At 64.1% G+C, this 20,050-nt stretch carries 23 protein-coding genes; 8 read left to right on the top strand and 15 right to left on the bottom strand.

Features of this window, described 5'->3' with window-relative positions:
• Positions 1-59: 59 nt before the first annotated feature.
• Entirely contained in the window at positions 60-1,853 is a 1,794-nt protein-coding gene (locus tag ACFDR6_RS23030) for a winged helix-turn-helix domain-containing protein (RefSeq protein WP_375859599.1), read from the bottom strand.
• A gap of 153 nt (positions 1,854-2,006) precedes the next feature.
• Between ACFDR6_RS23030 and ACFDR6_RS23025 the strand changes: the two genes are divergently transcribed.
• From ACFDR6_RS23025 to mddA, 4 genes are all read left to right on the top strand, one after another.
• Positions 2,007-2,312: a nickel-binding protein gene (locus ACFDR6_RS23025; RefSeq protein ID WP_212088599.1), complete on the top strand. Its 306-nt coding sequence runs from the start codon at positions 2,007-2,009 to the stop codon at positions 2,310-2,312.
• Positions 2,313-2,637: 325 nt separating this feature from the next.
• A complete protein-coding gene (locus ACFDR6_RS23020) occupies positions 2,638-3,048 on the top strand; it encodes a hypothetical protein (RefSeq protein WP_212088596.1) in 411 nt (136 codons plus the stop codon).
• 135 nt (positions 3,049-3,183) lie between these two features.
• Positions 3,184-3,510 carry a hypothetical protein gene (locus tag ACFDR6_RS23015; RefSeq protein WP_212088594.1) on the top strand — a complete coding sequence of 109 codons (327 nt, stop codon included), beginning with the start codon at positions 3,184-3,186 and terminating at the stop codon, positions 3,508-3,510.
• Positions 3,511-3,588: 78 nt separating this feature from the next.
• On the top strand, positions 3,589-4,362 hold the full coding sequence (mddA, locus tag ACFDR6_RS23010) for a methanethiol S-methyltransferase (RefSeq protein ID WP_212088592.1): 774 nt from the start codon (positions 3,589-3,591) through the stop codon (positions 4,360-4,362).
• 307 nt (positions 4,363-4,669) lie between these two features.
• On the opposite strand, the gene ACFDR6_RS23005 is transcribed toward mddA, so the two are convergent.
• Positions 4,670-5,698, bottom strand: coding sequence for a lysozyme family protein (locus ACFDR6_RS23005; protein ID WP_212088590.1), 1,029 nt, complete (start codon positions 5,696-5,698; stop codon positions 4,670-4,672).
• Between the two features lie 81 nt (positions 5,699-5,779).
• On the bottom strand, positions 5,780-6,580 hold the full coding sequence (locus ACFDR6_RS23000; protein WP_317240949.1) for an HAD family hydrolase: 801 nt from the start codon (positions 6,578-6,580) through the stop codon (positions 5,780-5,782).
• 146 nt (positions 6,581-6,726) lie between these two features.
• Between ACFDR6_RS23000 and ACFDR6_RS22995 the strand changes: the two genes are divergently transcribed.
• Positions 6,727-7,575, top strand: coding sequence for an SDR family oxidoreductase (locus tag ACFDR6_RS22995; protein WP_317240950.1), 849 nt, complete (start codon positions 6,727-6,729; stop codon positions 7,573-7,575).
• Between the two features lie 119 nt (positions 7,576-7,694).
• Entirely contained in the window at positions 7,695-8,963 is a 1,269-nt protein-coding gene (locus ACFDR6_RS22990; protein WP_375859598.1) for a serine hydrolase domain-containing protein, read from the top strand.
• Positions 8,964-9,020: 57 nt separating this feature from the next.
• Here the strand turns inward: ACFDR6_RS22990 and ACFDR6_RS22985 are convergent, their stop codons facing one another.
• On the bottom strand, positions 9,021-9,908 hold the full coding sequence (locus ACFDR6_RS22985) for a dienelactone hydrolase family protein (protein ID WP_375859597.1): 888 nt from the start codon (positions 9,906-9,908) through the stop codon (positions 9,021-9,023).
• Positions 9,909-10,490: 582 nt separating this feature from the next.
• Here ACFDR6_RS22985 and ACFDR6_RS22980 point away from each other — a divergent pair.
• Positions 10,491-11,069, top strand: a complete 579-nt coding sequence (locus tag ACFDR6_RS22980) for a MarR family winged helix-turn-helix transcriptional regulator (RefSeq protein ID WP_212088568.1) — start codon at positions 10,491-10,493, stop codon at positions 11,067-11,069.
• Positions 11,070-11,083: 14 nt separating this feature from the next.
• Here ACFDR6_RS22980 and ACFDR6_RS22975 read toward each other — a convergent pair whose 3' ends face one another.
• Positions 11,084-12,034: a hypothetical protein gene (locus ACFDR6_RS22975; RefSeq protein ID WP_212088566.1), complete on the bottom strand. Its 951-nt coding sequence runs from the start codon at positions 12,032-12,034 to the stop codon at positions 11,084-11,086.
• An 820-nt stretch (positions 12,035-12,854) separates the two neighbouring features.
• On the opposite strand from ACFDR6_RS22975, the gene ACFDR6_RS22970 reads away from it, so the two are divergent.
• Positions 12,855-13,625, top strand: a complete 771-nt coding sequence (locus ACFDR6_RS22970) for a response regulator transcription factor (RefSeq protein ID WP_212088564.1) — start codon at positions 12,855-12,857, stop codon at positions 13,623-13,625.
• A gap of 164 nt (positions 13,626-13,789) precedes the next feature.
• Here ACFDR6_RS22970 and ACFDR6_RS22965 read toward each other — a convergent pair whose 3' ends face one another.
• From ACFDR6_RS22965 to flaF, 10 genes are all read right to left on the bottom strand, one after another.
• Positions 13,790-14,248, bottom strand: coding sequence for a hypothetical protein (locus ACFDR6_RS22965; RefSeq protein ID WP_212088558.1), 459 nt, complete (start codon positions 14,246-14,248; stop codon positions 13,790-13,792).
• Positions 14,245-14,754: a flagellar biosynthesis protein FlgN gene (locus ACFDR6_RS22960; RefSeq protein ID WP_317240955.1), complete on the bottom strand. Its 510-nt coding sequence runs from the start codon at positions 14,752-14,754 to the stop codon at positions 14,245-14,247. Before ACFDR6_RS22960 ends, ACFDR6_RS22965 begins: the two co-directional genes overlap by 4 nt.
• Positions 14,755-14,795: 41 nt before the next feature.
• Positions 14,796-15,269 carry a rod-binding protein gene (locus tag ACFDR6_RS22955; protein WP_375859596.1) on the bottom strand — a complete coding sequence of 158 codons (474 nt, stop codon included), beginning with the start codon at positions 15,267-15,269 and terminating at the stop codon, positions 14,796-14,798.
• On the bottom strand, positions 15,266-15,685 hold the full coding sequence (locus tag ACFDR6_RS22950) for a hypothetical protein (protein WP_375859595.1): 420 nt from the start codon (positions 15,683-15,685) through the stop codon (positions 15,266-15,268). Before ACFDR6_RS22950 ends, ACFDR6_RS22955 begins: the two co-directional genes overlap by 4 nt.
• A gap of 5 nt (positions 15,686-15,690) precedes the next feature.
• Positions 15,691-16,443 carry a flagellar biosynthesis protein FliR gene (fliR, locus tag ACFDR6_RS22945; protein ID WP_375859594.1) on the bottom strand — a complete coding sequence of 251 codons (753 nt, stop codon included), beginning with the start codon at positions 16,441-16,443 and terminating at the stop codon, positions 15,691-15,693.
• Positions 16,440-18,521, bottom strand: coding sequence for a flagellar biosynthesis protein FlhA (gene flhA, locus ACFDR6_RS22940; RefSeq protein ID WP_375859593.1), 2,082 nt, complete (start codon positions 18,519-18,521; stop codon positions 16,440-16,442). The genes fliR and flhA overlap by 4 nt, the downstream gene beginning before the upstream one ends.
• 79 nt (positions 18,522-18,600) lie before the next feature.
• Positions 18,601-18,867, bottom strand: a complete 267-nt coding sequence (gene fliQ / locus ACFDR6_RS22935) for a flagellar biosynthesis protein FliQ (protein WP_027572776.1) — start codon at positions 18,865-18,867, stop codon at positions 18,601-18,603.
• Complete coding sequence (flgD, locus tag ACFDR6_RS22930) at positions 18,864-19,280, bottom strand: flagellar hook assembly protein FlgD (RefSeq protein WP_375859592.1); 417 nt, start codon at positions 19,278-19,280, stop codon at positions 18,864-18,866. Before flgD ends, fliQ begins: the two co-directional genes overlap by 4 nt.
• A 14-nt stretch (positions 19,281-19,294) precedes the next feature.
• Positions 19,295-19,705: a flagellar biosynthesis repressor FlbT gene (gene flbT, locus ACFDR6_RS22925; protein WP_375859591.1), complete on the bottom strand. Its 411-nt coding sequence runs from the start codon at positions 19,703-19,705 to the stop codon at positions 19,295-19,297.
• Complete coding sequence (gene flaF, locus ACFDR6_RS22920; protein ID WP_212089106.1) at positions 19,705-20,049, bottom strand: flagellar biosynthesis regulator FlaF; 345 nt, start codon at positions 20,047-20,049, stop codon at positions 19,705-19,707. The genes flbT and flaF overlap by 1 nt, the downstream gene beginning before the upstream one ends.
• Position 20,050 lies beyond the last annotated feature (1 nt).

The raw sequence follows: 20,050 nt of genomic DNA, 5'->3' as shown, positions 1-20,050 counted from the left end.
GTCTGCGCGAGGTTAACAATCGCTTTCGTCATTACAAAGTTCGATTGCTGGCTTTGCGCTTAGGCGGCGCAGCCAGCCTGACCTACACCGATCTTGCGCTGCAGTTCCTTGCAATATGCCTCAAGCTTGTGCGAGCCAAGTTCGCGCGCCACGAGCTGGGCGGCATGAACTTCCGCCGCGGCGCCGCGGACGTCGTCGCATTCGAGCTGCAGTGTTGCGATCCGCAGTCGAAGCCTCACGGCCTGGACCCGTCCTTCGATGCTCGACCAGAGCTGCCGAGCAAGGTGGAGGTGACGCAAAGCCGCTTCCAGATCACCGGCGGAATGCGCGAGCACAGATTGCGCTTCGTTGGTGAGCGCCCGGATCGACGGCATTGGCCATCGATCGGCACTGCCCGACAGCTCTTCAATCAAGACTACCGCTTGCTCGAGGCGGCCGGTATGCGCCGCGACCAGCGCCAGATGCGCGAACAGGATTCCGCGCCGCTGCAATGTCCACCAGGTCTTACCGATCAAGCTGCGCTCGAGGCTGGCATGGGCCGCTTCCGCCTCGCCCCGTTCCAGCAGCAGCATGGCGCGGCCGGGTTCGGGACACCAACCGAGCGAATAGGCTCGATCATAAGCTTCGAGCGCCGCGTCGTCATTGCCGATGGCGGACTGAATGTCGCCGAGGACGCGATTGGCATCGCCGATCGACCACGGCGCATCGCTGTTGAGACGGGACAGTGAATCCTCGATGCGGGTCAGAGCCTCGCCGAGCGATCCCCTGATGCCAAGGACTTCGGAACGGTGGAGCTGGCACGAGCCGGTCAGTTCGATCCCGCTCTCCGAGCAGAAGCCCTGGTAGCCCAACGTCCACTGGTCGGCTCTGGCCCAGTCCCCGAACATCCGCGAAGCCCACAGGATGTTGCAGTAGAGAATTCCCCCCATGACCGGATCGAGCTGGCTGCTGGAGAGCGCCAGGGTCGCCGCATGATCCTGGTCGGCCAGACCGGCCCGCGTGTCGCCAAGGCACAACCGGTAGAAGCCGCGATAGACGAGGCTCAGCGCCTCGATGCCGACCGCGTCCTTGTGGCGGACTGCGCTATAGGCCTCATCTGCCAGCGACAACGCCAGATCCGGCTCGCCGTCGAAGGCTGCGACCTTCGATTTCATCCAGAGAACCAGCGCCGCGGTCGCGGCATCCTCGATCTCGCCGGCCCAATCCTCTGCACGGGCGAGCCAGCCCTTGGCGATCGCGGCCTGGCCGCGCTCGAAGTAAAGGCCGGACAGGGCGACTGCATCAACGACGGCCGACGGCACATTGCCGGCTTCGATATGCGCCGCGATGGCGCGAGCCAGGACCGGCATGGCCGCATCGGTCCTGCCTGTGCATTGGAGCGCGAGGGCCCATTGATGCAGGTCCGCACCATCGAGAATCCCGGCGGCCTCGGCCGCTTCGAACAAGGCCGCGGCCTCGGTCCACACCTTCGCGGACGCCGCGCGTTGCGCCCGTGTCCGCATGTCTGTGGCATGCTCGCCAGGCGTCCCGGCAGCAGGAGCCTGCAGCTCCGGCTCATGGTCGATGCAGAAGCGATAGCCTTTGCCCGGGACATTGCGGATGGCGCCGTCCATGCCGCCCTCGCGCAAGACCGTACGGAGCAGGCTCACGGCCCGCTGCAACGAATTGTCGGTGACGGTCACGTGCGGCCAGATCGCGTCCAGCAGCTCGTCCTTTTCAATCACCCGGTCGCGGTTGCGCACGAGATAGGCCAGCAGATCGAACACCCTCGGCTGCAAGGCGACCTCGCGCCGCGCGCACAGAACGACGCGACTCGCTTCGTCGAGCTCGAAGGGTCCGAACCTGTGGATCATGTCGGTGTGTCCGCGCAGGACGGGAAAGGTTCAGCCAGGCATCAGGAAATGATCAGGCCCTGGTAAGGACGGTCAGCGCCGGCTGCGCCTATAGCTCCCAGGCGGTCGTTCTTGGCCCATCAGTCGACAACCACACCCCTGAGGAGATCTGACATGGAACTCTACGTCATTCGCCGCCCGAGCGCCTGGGCCAACCTCGCCGAGCTCGAAGCTGCAGGCGCGAAATCGGCCCGTATCGGCAATGAGCAGATGCCGGACCGCGTGCGCTGGATCCGCAGCTACGTGGTGCACGAGGCCGACGGCCGCATCGGCACTTTCTGCATCTATGAGGCGCGCGACGGCGAGTCCATCCGCGAGCATGCGCATCGCGTCGGCATGCCCGGCGAGGAATTCTACAAGGTCGCCGCCACCGTCGTCGTGCGGGCCGATCCCGCACAGCAGACGGCCGCCGCGGAATAGCGATCGGCGCGATCATCCGCCGATCATGCAACCGATCCAACGATAAGGAGCAACACTTGAACAAGCCCTTCTGGAAATCCCTTCTGCTCATCGCCGGTCTTGCGGCCAGCTCGGTTTTTAGTTCGGCCGGAACGGCCGATGCAGCGAAGATGAGTTGCATTCAGAAATACAGGCTCTGCAACCAGCGTTGCGCGGGAGCCGCAGGCAGGGGCGACTGGACTGCCTGCATCAATCGGACCTGCAACCGGCAATACGACAACTGCGCGTCTAGTTACTGACTACCAGCGCGGGCGTCATCGTCTCGAACCCATCGAAAGGAAATCACATGTCCATGCCCTCTCAGGCGTCCGCGCTGAGCCCGTCGCATCGATACCTCGCTGCCCTGCTTGTGCGGCTGCGCCGGTTCGTCAACCGGTCGGTTGCCGACATGCTGGCCAAGCGCGAGCGGGCGGCCACGCAATTCATGATGAAGAAGCTCCGCGACCGGCACGGCAACGATGCCCGCCGCCGCAGCGTTCCCGACGTCCGCGCCGCGATACTCGTTCTCATGGTTGCCAGCTCGCTCTCGCCCGCCGCGGCGAAGGCGGAGGATCCGGCCGTGCGCGATCATCGCGGCGGCCAGGTCAATCAGGCGCCGAGGACATTCTGCGACCCGCGCAGCCACACCCACACGCCAGATGGCGGCTGCGACACGGCGAGAGCCGAACCAAAGCTTCGCGACCATCGCGCGCGCTGAGTAACACCTCTTCAAGGCCCCATGGCCGGCGCCGTCAGCGTCGTGCCTCACCAACTCCGACCACGAAGGCAGATCCGCCTTCGCGGTCCGAGCCCGCACGTCCCTGCAACAAGATTTCCAACCTAGGAGAAAGCCATGAACTCGCTTTTCAAGTCCAAGCATGCATTCGACAGCAACGCCTCCAAGAAGACCGCCTTCAAGACGACGATCGCGCTGGCGATCGGAATGGCAGGCGTGGTGATGACGCTGACCACGGCTTCCGCCGCGACGAATGTCCGTGACCATCGCGACAAGCCGGTGGTTCGTGACCATCGCGAGGGACAACCGGAGGTCCGGGATCATCGCAGCGCAGGAGGCGGGGGCGTGACCGTCCGCGACACCCCGCCCAAACGAAAGCCGGTCGACTGCCTGGGCAACCTTTGCCACGTCAAGAAGGTCTGCATCGGGTTCGCCTGCATCTGAGCCGGCCCGACGGCCGCGGCAACGGATCGCCGTCGCCGCCGCCGTTATCCCACCAACCGCACATCCGGAGATCAGGACATGTCCATCACCCTGCAGAACGGGCCGGTTCAGGCCCAGAGCTCGCTCGCCGCACGAAGCCTCGTGCTCGGCTACGGCGTGGTTTCCTATTCCGTCTTTTTCGGCACGTTTCTCTATGCCGTCGGCTTCGTCTCACAGCTCATCGTTCCGAAGACGATTGACAGCGGTGCGGCGCCTTCGCCTGCCTATGCACTCGTCGTCAATCTCGGACTGATGTCGCTGTTCGCGGTCCAGCACAGCGGCATGGCGCGACAGGGCTTCAAGCGGCTGTTCGCCAGCGTCGCATCGCCTGCGCTCGAGCGCAGCACCTATGTGCTGTTGGCGAGCCTGAGCCTGACCCTGCTGTTCTGGCAGTGGCAGCCGATGCCGGCGGTGATCTGGTCGATCGAGACGCCGTCGCTCGCCTATGCCGCCGTTGCCGGCCACTTCACCGGCTGGCTCATCGTGCTCTACAGCACGTTCCTAATCAGCCATTTCGAGCTGTTCGGCCTGACGCAGGTCGTCTCGCATTTCCTGGGGCGGCTGGCCGCACCCATGAAGTTCAGGACGCCCGGGCTGTATGGCCTTATCCGGCATCCCATCTATCTCGGCTTCATCGTCGCGTTTTGGACGACGCCGACCATGACGGTCGGTCACCTGCTCTTCGCATCCGTGACGACCGCCTACATCCTTTTCGGCATCTGGCTCGAGGAACGCGATCTCGTGGCGCTGTTTGGCGATCAGTACCGGCACTACAAGGAAAAGGTCGCGATGCTGATCCCCGGCCTGTTATGACGCGCAGGCGGTCATTCGCAACGAAACGGCGGACTGCTGCACGTTCCCTCTTAGCTGGACGACCGGGTGTCGCGAAGTCACGACACCCGGCTCGTTGGGGACGCGATTGCGCCGCGAAGAAATCGATGCTTTGCTGTCCGTTGACGGTTCTACCTTGCCCATTCCGTTATGAATTGGCCGGCACTTCGACGTCCGCTATGGGTCACAAGCAGCGGTCCGGGCCGGCGCGGCACGGCGTCCGGCCTACTGCCAACAGCAGGCGTCCAGATCGGCTTGTCCTTTTCAGCTGACCCCGCCGACAACGGAATTATTGGCTTGCCGCCGCGGCAGCAGTCGCCACGTACTTCGTGTAGAATTCGGCGACCCGGCCGCGCCACATTCCGACGAACGCCTCTGACGTCACGTTCTCGACCGATTTCCAGGTGCGCTTGAAGGCCGGAAGTGTATTGCCCCAGATTGCGCGTTTGCACCACCGCTCGCCCTTCTCCTTGCCTTCGCTGCTGGCGCACATGGATTTCCAGGCGAGCCGAGCGGGCTTGCTGATGTGCTCGGCGGCGCCTTCCCAGCCCTGCTGATGGATCAGGTAGAGATCGCTCATGTCCGGCGTCCGATGCGTGATCCATCCGAACTGGACGCCTTCAGTGATGATCTTGTAGGCGGCCGCGACGGCGTTATCCCGCGGGCTGCGAATCTGCCCGTAGCCGAACTTGCCGAACTCATAGTGGCTGAGCTGAAAAAGCCCGATATACGACCCTGTGCGTTGATTGGGGTTGAAGCCGGACTCGATCTTGGCAACCGCCATCATGAAATTGAAATCGAGGCCAAACGCGTCGGAGGCGCGCTTGATCTCTTCGGCCGGCGTTCCGACCGGAATGTCCTTGAACGCACGCAAGACGATCTCCGCCGGTTTCTCGACGGGCGGCAATTCGGACCAGACATAGTAGACCAGATGACGAAAATCCTGCGTCGACGCCGCTTTCGGAGCCTCGTTGGACGCATCGCGTTCCGGCGGCAGCGGTTGGACGACATCCTGTCCCAACGACGCCAGTTTTGGCGCGACGGGTTCATCGACGATCTCCGCTTCGGTGCTCGACGGACTGGAACCTGCTGACGTCTCCGAGCCAGGCGCTACACTTTCTGACCGAAGCGCTGCCGCAAGTCTGGCGGATGCCTCCGCGTACAAGGCAGGCGTCACCGTGTTCGCAGGCGACGCCATGCTCGCTGCCGCTTCGGGCAGGAGGTCCGGCGCCGTGGCGGCCGGTCTGTTACCGGCGGCCAGGTAAAGTCCCGCGGATGCGATCACAGCCACGATGCAGCTGGTCTGCCAAACCTTCATTGCCCGAAGTCTACGGATGGCTTCTGTACGAAGGCTGTTTGCATGTTCCCCGGCCCGTAGCTGAGTCCTCTTCGTAGAATCTTAAGGTTTAAATGTGGTGAACGAGGGCAGGCTCTCTGCCTCGCAGCTCGATGTATCCCCCCTGGGGTTCCCCGTTCTTTGCCCGGAGGCGAGTTCCGACAGATCATCCAGAACAGCCCGCGCCTCGCTGAAATCATCCTCCGCAAAGAACATGCTGCGGGTGATCAGAACGGGGATGCCGGCGCGTGAGGCGGCGATCAGGCCGTTGGCGGAATCCTCGATCGCGACGCAGTCCGCCGCACCCAGCTTCAGCCGCGCCAGCGTTTCGAGATAGACGTCCGGCGCGGGCTTCTTGTGCCCGACGTCGTCGCCGGCAACGATCGCGTCGAACTCCGCAGCCCAGCTCGCCCCCAGCGCCTGGGCCAGCAGCGCATCGATGTTGCCGTGCGAGGTCGTGGTCGCAATCGCAAGCCGCTGGCCGCGCGACTTCGCCGCAGCGAGCAGCTCGATCACTCCCGGTCTTAAAGGGCAGCAGCCGGTTTCGACCAGCTCGGCGTAACGCGCGGTCTTGATGCGGTGAAGCGCGGCGATGTCCTCATCGGACAATGGCGCTGCGCTCCGCAGCCTTGCGTGGTAGGCGCGCATACGCTCCTTGCCGCCGGTCACCCGCAGCAGGTCCTTGTAGACGGCGCGGTCCCACTGCCAGTCGAGACCTTGGCGGATGAAGGCATGGTTGAAGGCCTGCCGATGCAGTTCCTCGGTTTCGGCCAGGGTGCCGTCGATGTCGAAAATCAGCGCGGCGGCGCGCCGGATCAGTTCCGCGGCACCGGATGGCGCAATCGTGGCTGTTGCTGCCTGCATGATCAGGACGCCCCTCGGTGACGAGCAACCATCGCCCGAGGTGGAGGGCGAGACAAATCGCAATATCTTTTGCCGGACCCAAAAATCTCTTATGAGCGGGGACGCGCAGCAGGCGCGAAGGGAACTCCGACCGGCACGGCAGAGACATGCGCCTCTTCATTCTGGGCTTGGGCTACAGCGCGAGGCATTTCGTGGGGAAGTTCGGCGGCACCTTCTCGCATGTTGCCGGCACCGTGCGGGATCCTGCGCAGCAGGATGATATCGCCGGCATCGAGGTGCATCCTTTTTCCGGGAGCGATCCGGATCGCATGACGGCCGAACGTATCGGCGAAGCCGATGTCCTTCTCATCTCGATCCCACCCGGCAACGCCGGCGATCCCGCAATCGCCGCGTTCGGCGACGTGCTGGCGGCGGGCCGGCGCAAAATCGTCTATCTCTCCACCATCGGCGTCTACGGCGATCACGGCGGCGGCTGGGTCGACGAGAGCACTCCGCCGCAGGCCACCCTCGAGCGCGCGCGCATGCGGATTGCTGCCGAGCAGGCCTGGATGGAGGCGGCGCGCGGCGATGCCGCGATCCTGCGGCTTGCCGGCATCTACGGCCCCGGCCGCAACGCGCTGGCGACGCTGCGCGCGGGAACGGCCAGGCGCATCATCAAGCCCGGACAGGTCTTCAACCGCATCCATGCCGACGATATCGCGAGCGCGATCATGGCCGCCGTCCGCCACCGAAGCGGCGGCATCTGGAACGTCTGCGACGACGAGCCCGCGCCGCCGCAGGACGTGATCGCCTATGCCGCTGAGCTGATGGGCGTTGCACCACCACCGGAAGAGGCGTTCGCGACGGCCGACATGTCGGCGATGGCCCGCAGCTTCTATGCCAGCAGCGCCCGTGTCTCCAACGCGAAGCTGAAGCGTGAGCTCGGCGGCGCGCTGATCCACCCGACCTATCGTCACGGCCTCGATGCGCTGTGGCGCGCCGGCGAAGGGCGATAGGGTTCCGCAAATCCCGGTGCGCCCCTGTCATGCTGCGCCCGTGCTTGACTTCACGTGAGTGCGGACGTGTTCTTGGCGTCGTGGGCCTGCACATAACGAGCCCGCCCTGGGAGGACACAATGAACAAGACGATCGCTGTGATCGCGACGGCGGCTGCCGTCATCACGCTCGGTGCGGCGCGCGCCGCACCGCTGCCCGAAGCCAACCCCGACGATGTCGGCTTTTCCAGTCAGGGCCTTGCGCGCCTCGACAATTTCTTCGCGCGCGAGATCGCCGCCAAGCGCGTGCCCGGTGCGGTCGTTGCCGTCGCGCGCAATGGCAAGCTGGTGCACTACAAGGCCTACGGCCTGCTCGATCCGGACAAGGGCACGCCGATGCCGGTCGACGCGATCTTCGCGCGGGCCTCGATGACCAAGCCGATGGCGGCGGTCGCGGGCCTGACGCTGATGGAAAAAGGCCAGTTGCCGCTGCAGGCCAAGCTGTCCAATTACTATCCCGGCTTTGCCGACATGAAGGTCGGCGTGCGCCAGAGCGACGGCTCGCTCAAGCTCGAACCGCTGGCCTCGCCGATCTTCATCCATGATCTCTACCGGCATACGTCCGGATTGATGTATGGCGGCCGTCCCGACAGTTCGAGCCCGGTGGCGCGGCAATATCCCGACGGCATTGCGCCCGCGATCGAAGGCGACACCCAGGCCTTTATCGACCGCATCACCAAGCTGCCGCTGGCGCAGCAACCCTCGACCGAGTTCGAGTACGGCTTTTCGATCGACGTGCTCGGCGCGGTGATCGAGAAGGTGAGCGAGCAGAAGCTCGGCGATTATCTCGCTGCCAATGTGTGGCAACCGCTCGGCATGAAGGACGCGACTTTCCATCCGACCGATGCGCAGCGCCCTCGCCTCGCCCGCCCCTTTGCCAACGATCCGCTGACCGGCAAGCCGCAGGCGATCAAGCTCCTGGATACGCCGACCAAGTTCGACTGCGGCGGCGCCTGCGCGTTCGCGACGATCGGCGACTACCTCCGCTTCGGGCAGATGCTGCTTAATGGCGGTGAGCTCGACGGCCAGCGCATTCTTGGACCGAAGACCGTGCACCACATGACCTCCAACCATCTCGGCCCCGAGATCAAGAACAACGTCGCCAGGGTCGAACCGCATCGCGGCGGCTTCGGCTTTGGGCTGTCGGTCGCAGTCCGCACCAGCGACGGCCTGTCGGCGGTCCCCGGCAATCCCGGCGAGTTCACCTGGAACGGCGCTTACGGAACGCAGTTCTTCTGCGATCCCAAGGAGCGTCTCGTCGTCGTCGTGGGGACGGCAGCGCCCGGTGAGCTCAGGAAATACTACCGCGAGCAGGTTCAGGACATCGTCTATGGCGCGATGGTGAAGTGAGGCCGTTGCGCTGGAATGAAAAGGGCGACCGATCAGGCCGCCCTTCGAAACAAGAGATTAGCTCAGGACGCCATATTTCCTGAACCAGGCCTGCGCCTGCTTCCAGGCATCTTCCGCCGCGTCCTTGCGGTAGCTGCCGCGATAGTCGGCATGGAAGCCGTGCGGCGCTTCGGGATAGATCTTGAATTCGGCCGTCCTTTTGTTCTGCTCGAGCGCGGCCTTCATCTGCTCGACCTGCGCGACGGGAATGCCAGTGTCGGCCCCGCCATAGAGGCCGAGCACCGGCGCCTTCATCTCGGGTGCAAGCCGCATTGGGCTCTTCGGCCATAGCGGATTGGCGGGATCGACCACCGTGCCGTAGAAGGCAACACCTGCCTTGAGCGTGCCGCTGTGGGCAGCATATTCCCAGACCGTACGGCCGCCCCGGCAGAAGCCGACGATCCCGAGCCGGCCAGTATCGCGGCCTTGCGCTCCCGCCCATGCCACCGTCGCATCGAGATCCGACAACAGTTCGGCATCCGGCTTGGCGTTGACGATCGGCAGCAGGTCCTTGATGTCCGCGATCTTGGTGAGATCGGTGCCCTTGCGGAAGTAATAGTCCGGCGCGATCGCGAAGGCACCGAGCTTGGCGAGGCGCCGCGTCACGTCCTTGATGTATTCGTGCAGGCCGAAGATCTCCATCGCCACGATGATCACCGGCGCCTTGGTGTTGCCGGCCGGGCGGGCGAAATAGGCAGGCATCTCCTCGGAGCCGACCTTGATCCTGACGTCGCCAGCCTGGAGACCATTTGTGTCGGTCGTGATCACCTCGGCGCGCACGGGCCCGGCCGCAAGGGTGTAACCGGCGGCGACCGCCGCGGTGGCGCTCATGAATCCGCGGCGCGAGAGCGGCGCGACTTTCGTCAATCCGACGACGTCGGACGTCATGGTGTCTTCGAAGCTCATCGGTCGGTCCCTTGCTGCTGCCTATCGTGCCCCGAGCGCTGCGCATTCGCCAATAGTTGCCGGAGAAACGCAAATCACCAGCCTGCGAGCAAATGGCCTTGGACCATGTGCGAGCTTTCCGGATCGATCGTGTGTCCGATTTAACCGCCCGGCCGCGCTGCGACGCAACATCCATTAACCGAAAATGGGGGTTCTTCCGCCGCTCCCGCGCGGTCCTACGTTGCGGAGACTTCGCTCCCTGGCGCCAATCGAAACATTCGCCCGCTACAAATGGGCTCGATGGTGGCCGCAACGATACATCATGTTGCCCCGATACCGTGCGCGACCGGAATCCAGCACGCGAACCACCGTCATTTGTATGAAATTTTCAGATGATTCGCGCTGTGCGATTTACTCGAACTTTCTGTGTGACGCCCTAGTTCCACGTCCGGAAGTTCCATCTCTCGAAACCGAGAGCTTCTTCCCCACGCGCAATCTGACCGTTCGGCACGGACGAAGGCTGCCCGCGGGCTTCATACTCGTCCACTCAGATTGCGCTGCCCAAGGCTCAATTGAATAAAGCTTTATGCGACCGGAACTGAAATGACATTGGCTCGTGAATCGATTGAACTGTTGGAGCAGGTCGCACGGATCCTGTGGTTCGAGGGCACCAAGCACGGCTTGCGCGACCGCGAGTGGATGGCGCTGCGTTTCCTCTCCCGCGCCAACCGCTTTTCCCGGACGCCTTCGGCGCTGGCGAGTTACGTCGGCACCACGCGCGGCACCGCCTCGTTCATCATCGGGGAGCTCGAGCGGCTCGGTTATCTCGAGCGAAAACGCTCGGCCACCGACAAGCGCTCGGTGATGCTGAGCGTGACGCAGCAGGGCAAGAAGTTCCTGGTGCGCGACCCCGTCAACGTTCTGGTCGAGGCGATTGCCGTCCTCGACGACGAGGTCAAGACCCGCTTCCGTGACACGTTCCGGTACGTGCTGGATCAGTCCGACGCGGCCGAGCAGCGGCACCATACCGACGTTTGCAAGCGATGCATCTTCCTCCGGGAGGAGCGCGTCACCACCGACAGCAAGGCCACGGCCGAGTTCAGCTGCCGCCTGTTCCGCTCGCCGATCGCGGAGGCGGAGGTCGATCTGCTATGCACCAGCTTCGAGCATCACCGCCAATAGAAGCCGGCGTTCGATCAGGGCGTCGCCTTGCGCGACGAATAGATGACGCCCCCGCTCGACTCCACCACGAGACGCCCGTTCTCGTTCCTGATCTCCTCGATGCGGCCAAGGCCGGGCACCTGCTGTCCAAGCACGGCCTCGATGACGCCGTTCGGGCTCTGTAGGATCGCAATTCCTTCGTAGGCCTGGCGGACCGACCATCCCTTGATGAACTTCCGCGGCACCGGCGCGCGCTCGGACGGGGCGACTGAGCCCGTGAACTCGGGCGCCGCGACCGAGGCCACCATCGCCGTTTGCTGCGGCGCGGGCTGCGATTGCACCGTCGCCGGTGCCGGCGCCTGGACTTGAGCTTGGGCAAGCCTGTCGAGCTTCACCGTCGAGGACGAACTCACCCGCTCGATGCGGTCCAGGTTCTCGGCGAACCGGCCGAAGCGGTCATTGGTCGCCTTGCTCGATTGATCGACCGCGGTGCGCAGGCCATCGAGATTTTCGGACACGCCCGACATTTGCTTGCGCAATTGCGCAACGGTCTCGCGCAAATTTCTGATCTCCGTATTGGCCGCAACGTTGTTCTGGGCGGGCTGAGTGGCGAGATAGGCGATCACGCCGGTGCACGCGCACACCACGAGCATGGCGGCGACCGCCAATGTTGCGAGCGGCGCAACCCATGTCGGGCGGGGCGGCGGCGGCTTGGCCACGATCACGGCCGGCTTGATGACGGTGGTCGCAGGCTTGGGTATCGCCATCTTGTCGAGACGGGCCTTGGCGCGAATACGTTTCAGCCCCTCGAGCGCCTCCTTCGCGAGAACCTCGTCGCTCGCCGCGGCCGACACACGCTTTGCGCCCGCAACAGGCCTGGCCGCGTGCGCCGCATCGTCCTTTGTGTCGCGTGGCTCGGGAGCAGGCTTGGCCGTTGCGGAAACATCAGCGGTCGCGTTGGGACGAGCTTGTCCATCGGACAACATGTGAAAATGCTCCGTTCGGTTCGATCTGTCGAACGACGACGTTATTTGCCAAAGCTTGCGCGAGACGTGCGCATCGAAAGATTTTCATCACGCGCGATGCGACGCTCCATGGCCTCAACGCGCCATGCACGTGGCGAGAGTGCGACTCGAAAGACACACCCTCGCCAAGATTTCGCCAAGCTGAAGTCCAGTCGCCACATGTGAGTCGAATTGTCGCATGTGGAAACAGACGCGAGTGGGTCAATCCCGGGTTGAAAACCGTTCGATATGCGTGATCCCCAGCACCACCTGAAATGGCTGTAATTGTACGGGGATGCGGAACCATAGAACCGTTACGGTGCAGAACTAGTTCAGTTATCAAATCAACTGATACGATTGAATTTATCAAGAAACAACCCGAAACAAACCAACAGCATCAAGCACACGTAGCAATCGCTTTGTGGCGCACGCTTGATCGGAAATCGGCAATCGTTACGGTCCTAGTCAAGTGATTCTCGCCAGTTGGCGAGGAGATCGACACAGTTTCAGTAGTGTTCGGACGCGATGAGCAACTTGGCGCAACTGTTCTAGGTCGTTTCTCAATCCGCTCCGCGCGGTGATCCGTAAGACACCCGCCGAGCCTCACGCAGTAAGCGTTCAGTATCGAGTCGAAGTAACAGGCCTGCGAGACGCAGGCACTGAATGCGTAGGGCTGCCCGCGAATATCGAAACCATAACAAGGGTTCGCGGGAAGGAATGTCGTCAAACAGCATCGTTGCCGAGCCGGGGCATCACAACAACCAACCGGCCGCAACAAGTGCGAAACAGGGGCGAAAGACTGATGTATATTATCGTTGATGATCGCGAGAGCGTCGCGAACAGCTACGTTGGAGGGCTCGTTCGCGAAGGCGTATCGTCGATCGGTTTCTCCTCCGGGGAATTCTGGGACTGGCTGCAATCCGCAAGCGAATCGGATCTGGCAGCGGTCGACGCCTTCCTCCTCGGGGATTGCGATGCCCGCGGAAGCCTGCCGCGGGCGATGCGCAAGCGTTCCTCGGCTCCCATCATCGCGGTGAGCGGCCAGAAAATGCTCAAGAACACGCTCGAGCTGTTCGAATCGGGCGTCGACGACGTCGTGCACGTTCCGATTCATCTGCGCGAGATCCTCGCCCGAACGGCCGCGATCGCGCGACGCCGGGTGGGCGAGCTACCCAGGCCCTGCGAGACCAGGATCCAGGTCTTCTTCAACGGCCGTGACCCCGAGATCGCGGGGCACGCCCTCACCCTGCCCCGCCGCGAGCTGCGCATTCTCGAATATATGGTCAGCAATCACGGCAAGTGGATCACCAAGACGCAGATCTTCAACGCGGTCTACGGCATCTTCGAGTCCACTTTCGACGAGAGCGTGATCGAGAGCCACGTCAGCAAGCTGCGCAAGAAGCTCCGCGACCGCCTGGGCTTCGACGCGATCGTGGCCCGGCGCTACGTCGGATATCGCCTCAACATCCCCGCCGGCGAGGCCCTCGACGTGCCCATGCAGGAGCTCGACGAGGTCGGCATTCTCCTCAACAGAGCGCATGCCGCGCCGGCAGCATATCCGGCCGGGAACTGACACGGCGCAAGCCTGCTGCTCCGAACCGACAACGGCCTCCGCGAAGCACTTTCGCGGAGGCCGTTGCAGTTTCAGCGGGCGAAACGGCAGGCAGCCGTTCAAGCGGGCGTCTCGAAGGATGGCCGCAGGGAATGCCCTCAACCGCGACTACGCTGCGCCACGCACTACGGCTTCGACTGGAATTCTTCCTTGGATACGTAGTTGAAGTCCTCGACCAGGACATCCTGGACGACGTCAGCCTGCATCCGCTCGTTGACGCGCTGCTTGATGGCTGTCGTCAGGATGGAAAGGTCGTAACGAGCGAGCTTCCTGAAGTCGAGACGGTCGTCGGCATAGATCCTGCGGAAGGCCTCGTCGACGACGAACGGCTCCGGCGGAACGCTGAGCTGGTGCATGGTCCGCGCCTCCACGGTGTAGACGAAGCGCGCGACGATGTAGCCCTGCACGTTGCCGTTCTCGACCATGGGCACGCTGAGGGCCCGCGTCTTCTGGTACTGCAGCCCGTCCAGATATTCGTCCTTTGCCGGCAAGAGGCTGCCGTTCTCCTTCCAATAGGCCACGGCGTAGCTCGTGCCCGCGGTGAGGATGCATACCCAGAGCCCGGCCAGCACCAGTCTGATCATTTTCCGTCCTGTGCTGCGCGACCGGTATAGGTGCCGTCCGACTCGGCCTCCTTGATGGCCTTGACGATGATGCCCGCGACCTCGCGCACCGCGTCGTAGTGCATTTCGAGGATCGCGCGATTGCGCTCGAGCTTCTCCCGCAGCCGCTGAATCTCCGCGGTGACCTCGCCTTCGGCGCCGAGATGCATTCCCGCCCGCATCAGCCGGACGAATTCGAGCATGCTCCGGCTCTTGCGCGCGCTGAAGTCGTCGAAATCGATCTTCTGACCCGTCGCGAGCGCGACCGTCTCCTCCTCGACGATGCTCTCGAGCCGGCGGATTGCCGCCAGCAGGCCGCTTACCTCGTCAGATCTCGCCGCATCCGCGCCGCCGACCACGGCTTCGCTGCCCACGCTCGGCAGCAGCACCGGCAGCAGCGCATCGGCTGCCGCGGCTTCCGTCATCACCTCGGTGTCAGCGACGGGCTGTTCGACCACCATGGCCGCCGCGCTTTCTCGTGCCTGCATCGGAAATTCACCTTCGATTTCTGTCATTCATTCGCGGATCATCATCCGGCCTTGCCCGTACCGTTCGGTCCGGGCGGATGCGCGGCGGCGGCGAGCCGCTCGGCGATGCCGATGCCCTTGCCCTTTGCCAGCTGGTTGCCAAGCTGCTCCGCCAGCATCGACTTCCAGACGCCGCCGGCCGTGCCTTTGCCAAACACCTCCTCCGAGTCCTTCGGCAACATCGTCTCGACGAAGGTCTGGAGGATGAAAGCTTCGAACTTCCGGTACACCTCGCCGGATGCCGGCGCCTTGATCACCCGCACCGGCTCCCCGTTCACCGCATCCGAGTGCACCTCCGAAACCTTCGCCGCAGATTCGGTGGCCGCCGCCTTGCCGGCCTCCGCATCCATCGTGACGGCGAAGTCCGCATCGGAGGATCTCAGCGCATCGAGCTTCGCGGTCGCCGCGCGCTGCGTCACGGGATCGGCGGCCTCGAGGACGTCGAGAACGAGGTCGGGTGTGGCTGTAACGATCATGGCTTGTTCCGCTTGGCTGGCCGCGGCGTCCAGGCGCGCACGGCAGGGCTTCGTCCCGTCATCTCCTCGAGAACGCGCTTCTCCGCATCGCGACGCTTGTCGGCCAGCGCCGCCTTCGCCACCTCCTCGAGCTGCTTCACGCGGCGGTTCTCGCCGCGAACCTGGTCGAGCTGCTGCGCGGCCTCCGCCTGAATCTGGCGCGCGCCGACGCTCGTCCGGCTCAGGCGCCGCGCGATCGATTCGCTCGACGAGCCCGCGGGCGGCTTGCCATCGTTGAGGGCGCCCACCAGCCATTCCTGCTCGTCCTGCAGGCTTCTCTCCCGCTGCTGCAACTGCGCGAGCTGCCATTCGGACAGCCGGAGCTGCAGCTTCATGAGCGAAACCATCCGGCCGAGCTTGTCCACGCGCGAGGCCATACCGGTCACCCCGCCAGCCACGACGAGACGCCGAGCATGAATTGCGTTAGCAGTTCGTCACTGGTGAGATAGAGCAGCAGGAAGCCGCCGAACAGCACGAACGGCACCGAGATGAAATAGACCGGAATTGCCGGCGTCAGCTTGTTGATCAGGCCGACCGCCAGGTTGACGATTACCGAATAGATGATGAAGGGGCTGGTGATCCGCAGCGTCAGCACGAACGCGTCGGACAGACGGCCGACCAGCTGGTCGAGCGCCATGTTGCCGCCGAGCCTGCTGCCGGGATGCCAGACGTCGTAGGAGTTCATCAGCCCGCGCAGGACCTGCCAATGCTGGTCGGTCATGAAGAACAGGGTGGTGACGGACACCATGATCAGCGGTACCAGCGCCGGCGCGGGATCGCTGTCGGCGACCGGCGTCCCCGGGATGTTGCTGAGGCCGATGGCGCTCGCCATCATGGTCGCCATGGTCTGGAGCGCGAGGAAGAAGACGCGGCCGCCGAGCCCGATGACGCTGCCGACCAGGAGTTCCGAGCAGATCAGGAGCGCCAGCGTCAGCGGCGCCGCGTTGTCCGTGAGGGGTTTCAGCACCGCGATCAGGATCGGCGCCAGCGCAAACGTCGTGACCAGCGCGACGAACAGGCGAACCTGGGCCGGAACATTGACGCTGGAATAGCCGGGCACCAGCATCAGGCAGGCGCCGATGCGGCAGAACACGATGAACGTTACCAGCACGCTGTCGGCAAGACCGCTGATCACGAGACGGCCCCGAGCGCCCTGATCTCGGCACTGCGCGCGACTTCGACATGCGACAGCACCGGCAATCTCGGGAACACCCGCTCCAGGATCATCCGGACATAGGGGCGCGCTTCCGGGGTGACCGCCAGCACCACGCTGGTGCCGCTCTCGGTGAACTTGCGGATCGCGGCGCTGGCTTCGGTCGCGAACTGTTCGATCAGGCGCGGATCGGCGTCGAACTCGACGACGTCGCCCTTGGCGTCGCGCTTCAGGCTCTGGTGAAACGCGAGGTCCCAACGGTTACCGAGACGGACGACGTTGAGCACGCCGTTGTCCGAGAGGTCGCCGCAGATCTGCTGGGCAAGCCGCGTCCGCACGTGCTCTGCGACCTGCTCGGAGCGCCGCACATGGGGCGCGATCTCGGCGATCGCCTCGAGGATCAGGTGAAGGTTGCGAATGGAGACGCGCTCGGCCAGCAGGATCTTCAGAATCGCCAGCAGGCCCGAATATGAGATCTGCGACGGGCAGAGATCCTCGACGAGGCGCTTGTATTCGGGATCGAGACGGTCGAGAAGGGCGCGCATGTCCTTGTAGGACAGGAGCTGGGCGAGGTTCGCCCTGATCACTTCGCTCAGATGGGTGAGCAGCACCGACAGATTGTCGACCGGCTTGCAGCCCTGCCGCTTGACTTCGTCCGTGAAGGCTTCCGTCACCCACAGCGCTTTCATGCCGAAAGCGGGTTCGATCACCTCTTCGCCCGGCACGTCAGGCTTGCCGTCCTTGTCGACCAGCACGAGCACCTCGCCGAGCCTGAGCTCGCCGTGCGCGACGCGGGTGTCGTGAATGCGGATCTGGTAGCCCTTGGGGTCGATCGACAGATTGTCGGTGAGCTTGATCTCGGGAACGACGAAGCCGTACTGCTTGGCGAACTTCTTGCGGATCTTGGCGACGCGGTGCGCAAGCTCGGTGCGCGAGCCCAGGAGATGGACCGAAAGGTGGCCTCCGAGCGCCAGCTCGATCTCGGCGGTCTTGAGCTGCTCCTTGACGGATTCCTTGGCCTCGGTCTGGGCGCGCTCGTCGGCCTTGCGGGCCGCTTCCTTGCGCTCCCGGTCCGCCTGCCGCCTCGGCAGCGAGTAGCCGACGAAGGCCATGACGCCGCCGAGCAGCAGGAAGGGCGCCATCGGCAGGCCCGGCATCAAGGCGAGCACGAACATCATCAGCGCGGCGGCCGACACCGCGCGCGGATAGCCGCTGAGCTGCCGCAACACGGCCTGCTCTGCCGACCCCCTGGTGCCGCCCTTGGAGACCAGAAGGCCCGCCGACAGCGACACGATCAGCGCCGGCATCTGCGACACCAGGCCATCGCCGACGGAGAGCTTGGTGTAGACGTCGGCGGCACGCGACAGCGTCAGCCCGTGATGGGTGACGCCGATGATGATGCCGCCGAAGATGTTGATCGCGGTGATGAGCAGGCCGGCGATGGCATCGCCGCGAACGAATTTCGAGGCGCCGTCCATGGCGCCGAAGAACGCGCTCTCCTCCTCGAGCTCGCGGCGACGGCGCTGGGCTTCCTTGTCGTCGATCAGGCCGGCCGACAGGTCCGCGTCGATCGCCATCTGCTTGCCGGGAATGGCGTCGAGGGTGAAGCGGGCGCCGACTTCGGCGATGCGCGTCGCACCCTTGGTGATCACGACGAAGTTCACCGTGACCAGGATGGCGAAGATGATCAGGCCGATGACGAAGTCGCCGCCCATGACGAACTTGGAGAAGCCGGCGACGACGTGGCCCGCAGCGTGCTCGCCCTCGCCGCCGCGCGACAGGATCAGGCGGGTGGTCGCGACGTTCAGCGCCAGGCGCAGGATCGTCGCGATCAGAAGCACGGTCGGGAAGGCCGAGAAGTCGAGCGGCCGCTGGATCCACAGCGCCACCATCAGGATCAGCGCAGACAGCGCGATCGAGAACGCAAGGCCGAGATCGATCAGGATCGGCGGGATCGGCAGAAACAGGATCGTGAGCATGGCCACGATGCCGCCGGCGAAAAATGCGTCGGCCCCCACTCGTCGTGGGGTCGGCAGGCTAGCAGCTAACGTATCGGCCATGGGTCACCGGCAGAGGGGTCCGGCCTGCAATCTGCCGCGCAAAGCTTACGCGAGGGTGGTGGCAGGACGCTGCCCCGGGTCAGAAGCCGTGCTCGATCCGCGAATAGACCATCTCGGTGAAGGTGGAGAGATGCGCGCCGATGAATGAGCCGGAGACGGCAACGACCAGCAGAATGACGATGATCTTCGGCACGAAGGTCAGCGTCACCTCCTGGATCTGGGTCAGCGCCTGGATCAGCGCGATGACGGTGCCGACCAGCATGGCGGCGCCGACCGCGGGTCCGGAGGCGACGATGATGGTCCAGATCGCCGCCTGGACGATATCGAGAGCGTCCCGCTCGTTCATGATTGGCTGATCGTGAGGCCGGGTCCGACCGCGACCTTGGTGCCGTCCTGCAGGGTCGCGATGGAGCCGTCGCTGTTGATGGAGACCGAAACGACCTTGCCGCTGAAGGTGGCGCCGGTGGCGTCGGTGAAGCTGACGGTTTTCCCGATCAGGCCGTTGGCCTGCGACAACGACTGCGACGACAGCAGCGCGTCCAGCTTCGAATTGGTCTGCATCGCCTGCTCGACCGTCGAGAGCTGGGCGAACTGGCTCATATATTCCGAGGTTTCCATCGGATTGGTCGGATCCTGGTTCTTCATCTGGGCGATGAGGAGCTGAAGAAACGTGTTGTAGTCGACGCCGCTGCTCGACGTCGTGGTCTGGTCGGTCGCATTGGGCTTGCCGGTCGTGTCGGTCACGCCTGTGACGTTCATGTGTCTCTCCGCTGTCAGGCAGCTTCGACGGGGGAAATGGGTACGGCGTCGGCGAGGATGGCCTGCTCCACCGGGAACAGGGCCCGGATCCGCTTGAGCGCCTCGAAGTAGCGGGTCGCCTGCACCAGCTCGTCGACCGCGCCAAGCCCGTCCAGCATCTCGCGGCTCTCGCACACGGCGCACAGGGCCGCGTGATGCTGCGCGTAGAGCGCCGCGGCATCGCGGATGTCGGTCGGGTTCATCAGCATGAGCTGGACGATGAAGTAGAGCTGCCGCAGCGCCGTGGTGGCGTCGGACGCCTGCATGACCTGCCCTTCGAGCAGGAACATCACGTCGTTGACGAGCTCGACGGAGACCTTGCGGTCCACGCGCAGCACCGCGCCGTTGATGTAGATCCGTTCGCCCGCGCGCAAGGAGACTTTCATCAAAGAGCGTCTCGGATCAGGCGGTTGATTTCGATGAGCTGCATCACGTCGTTCGATCTCTCCTCGCGAAGGCGATCGGCTTCCTTGACGACCCACAAGCCGATCGAGATGATGTCGGCGCGCAGCTTTTCCGGCAGTCCGTTTTCAGGGTGCGAGAGATCCTCGATGAAGATCGTCCAAAGCCGCCGCACATAGAGCAGGCTCTCGACCAGATCCTCGAAGCTGAAGTGGCCCTCCCGGAGACGCTCGAGCCGGTCGATGCCGAGGCTGAGCGCCTGCCGCTCCCGGCCCCGCGCCTCAAAACCACTTTCGTCGACGACGGCTTCATAGGCTTCAAACGTCATC

It is taken from the genome of Bradyrhizobium tunisiense (assembly GCF_042263385.1).
GTDB classification, from domain to species: domain Bacteria; phylum Pseudomonadota; class Alphaproteobacteria; order Rhizobiales; family Xanthobacteraceae; genus Bradyrhizobium; species Bradyrhizobium tunisiense.
Note: the sequence above shows the minus strand (reverse complement) of the source record. Positions and strands in the feature narration are given on the sequence as shown.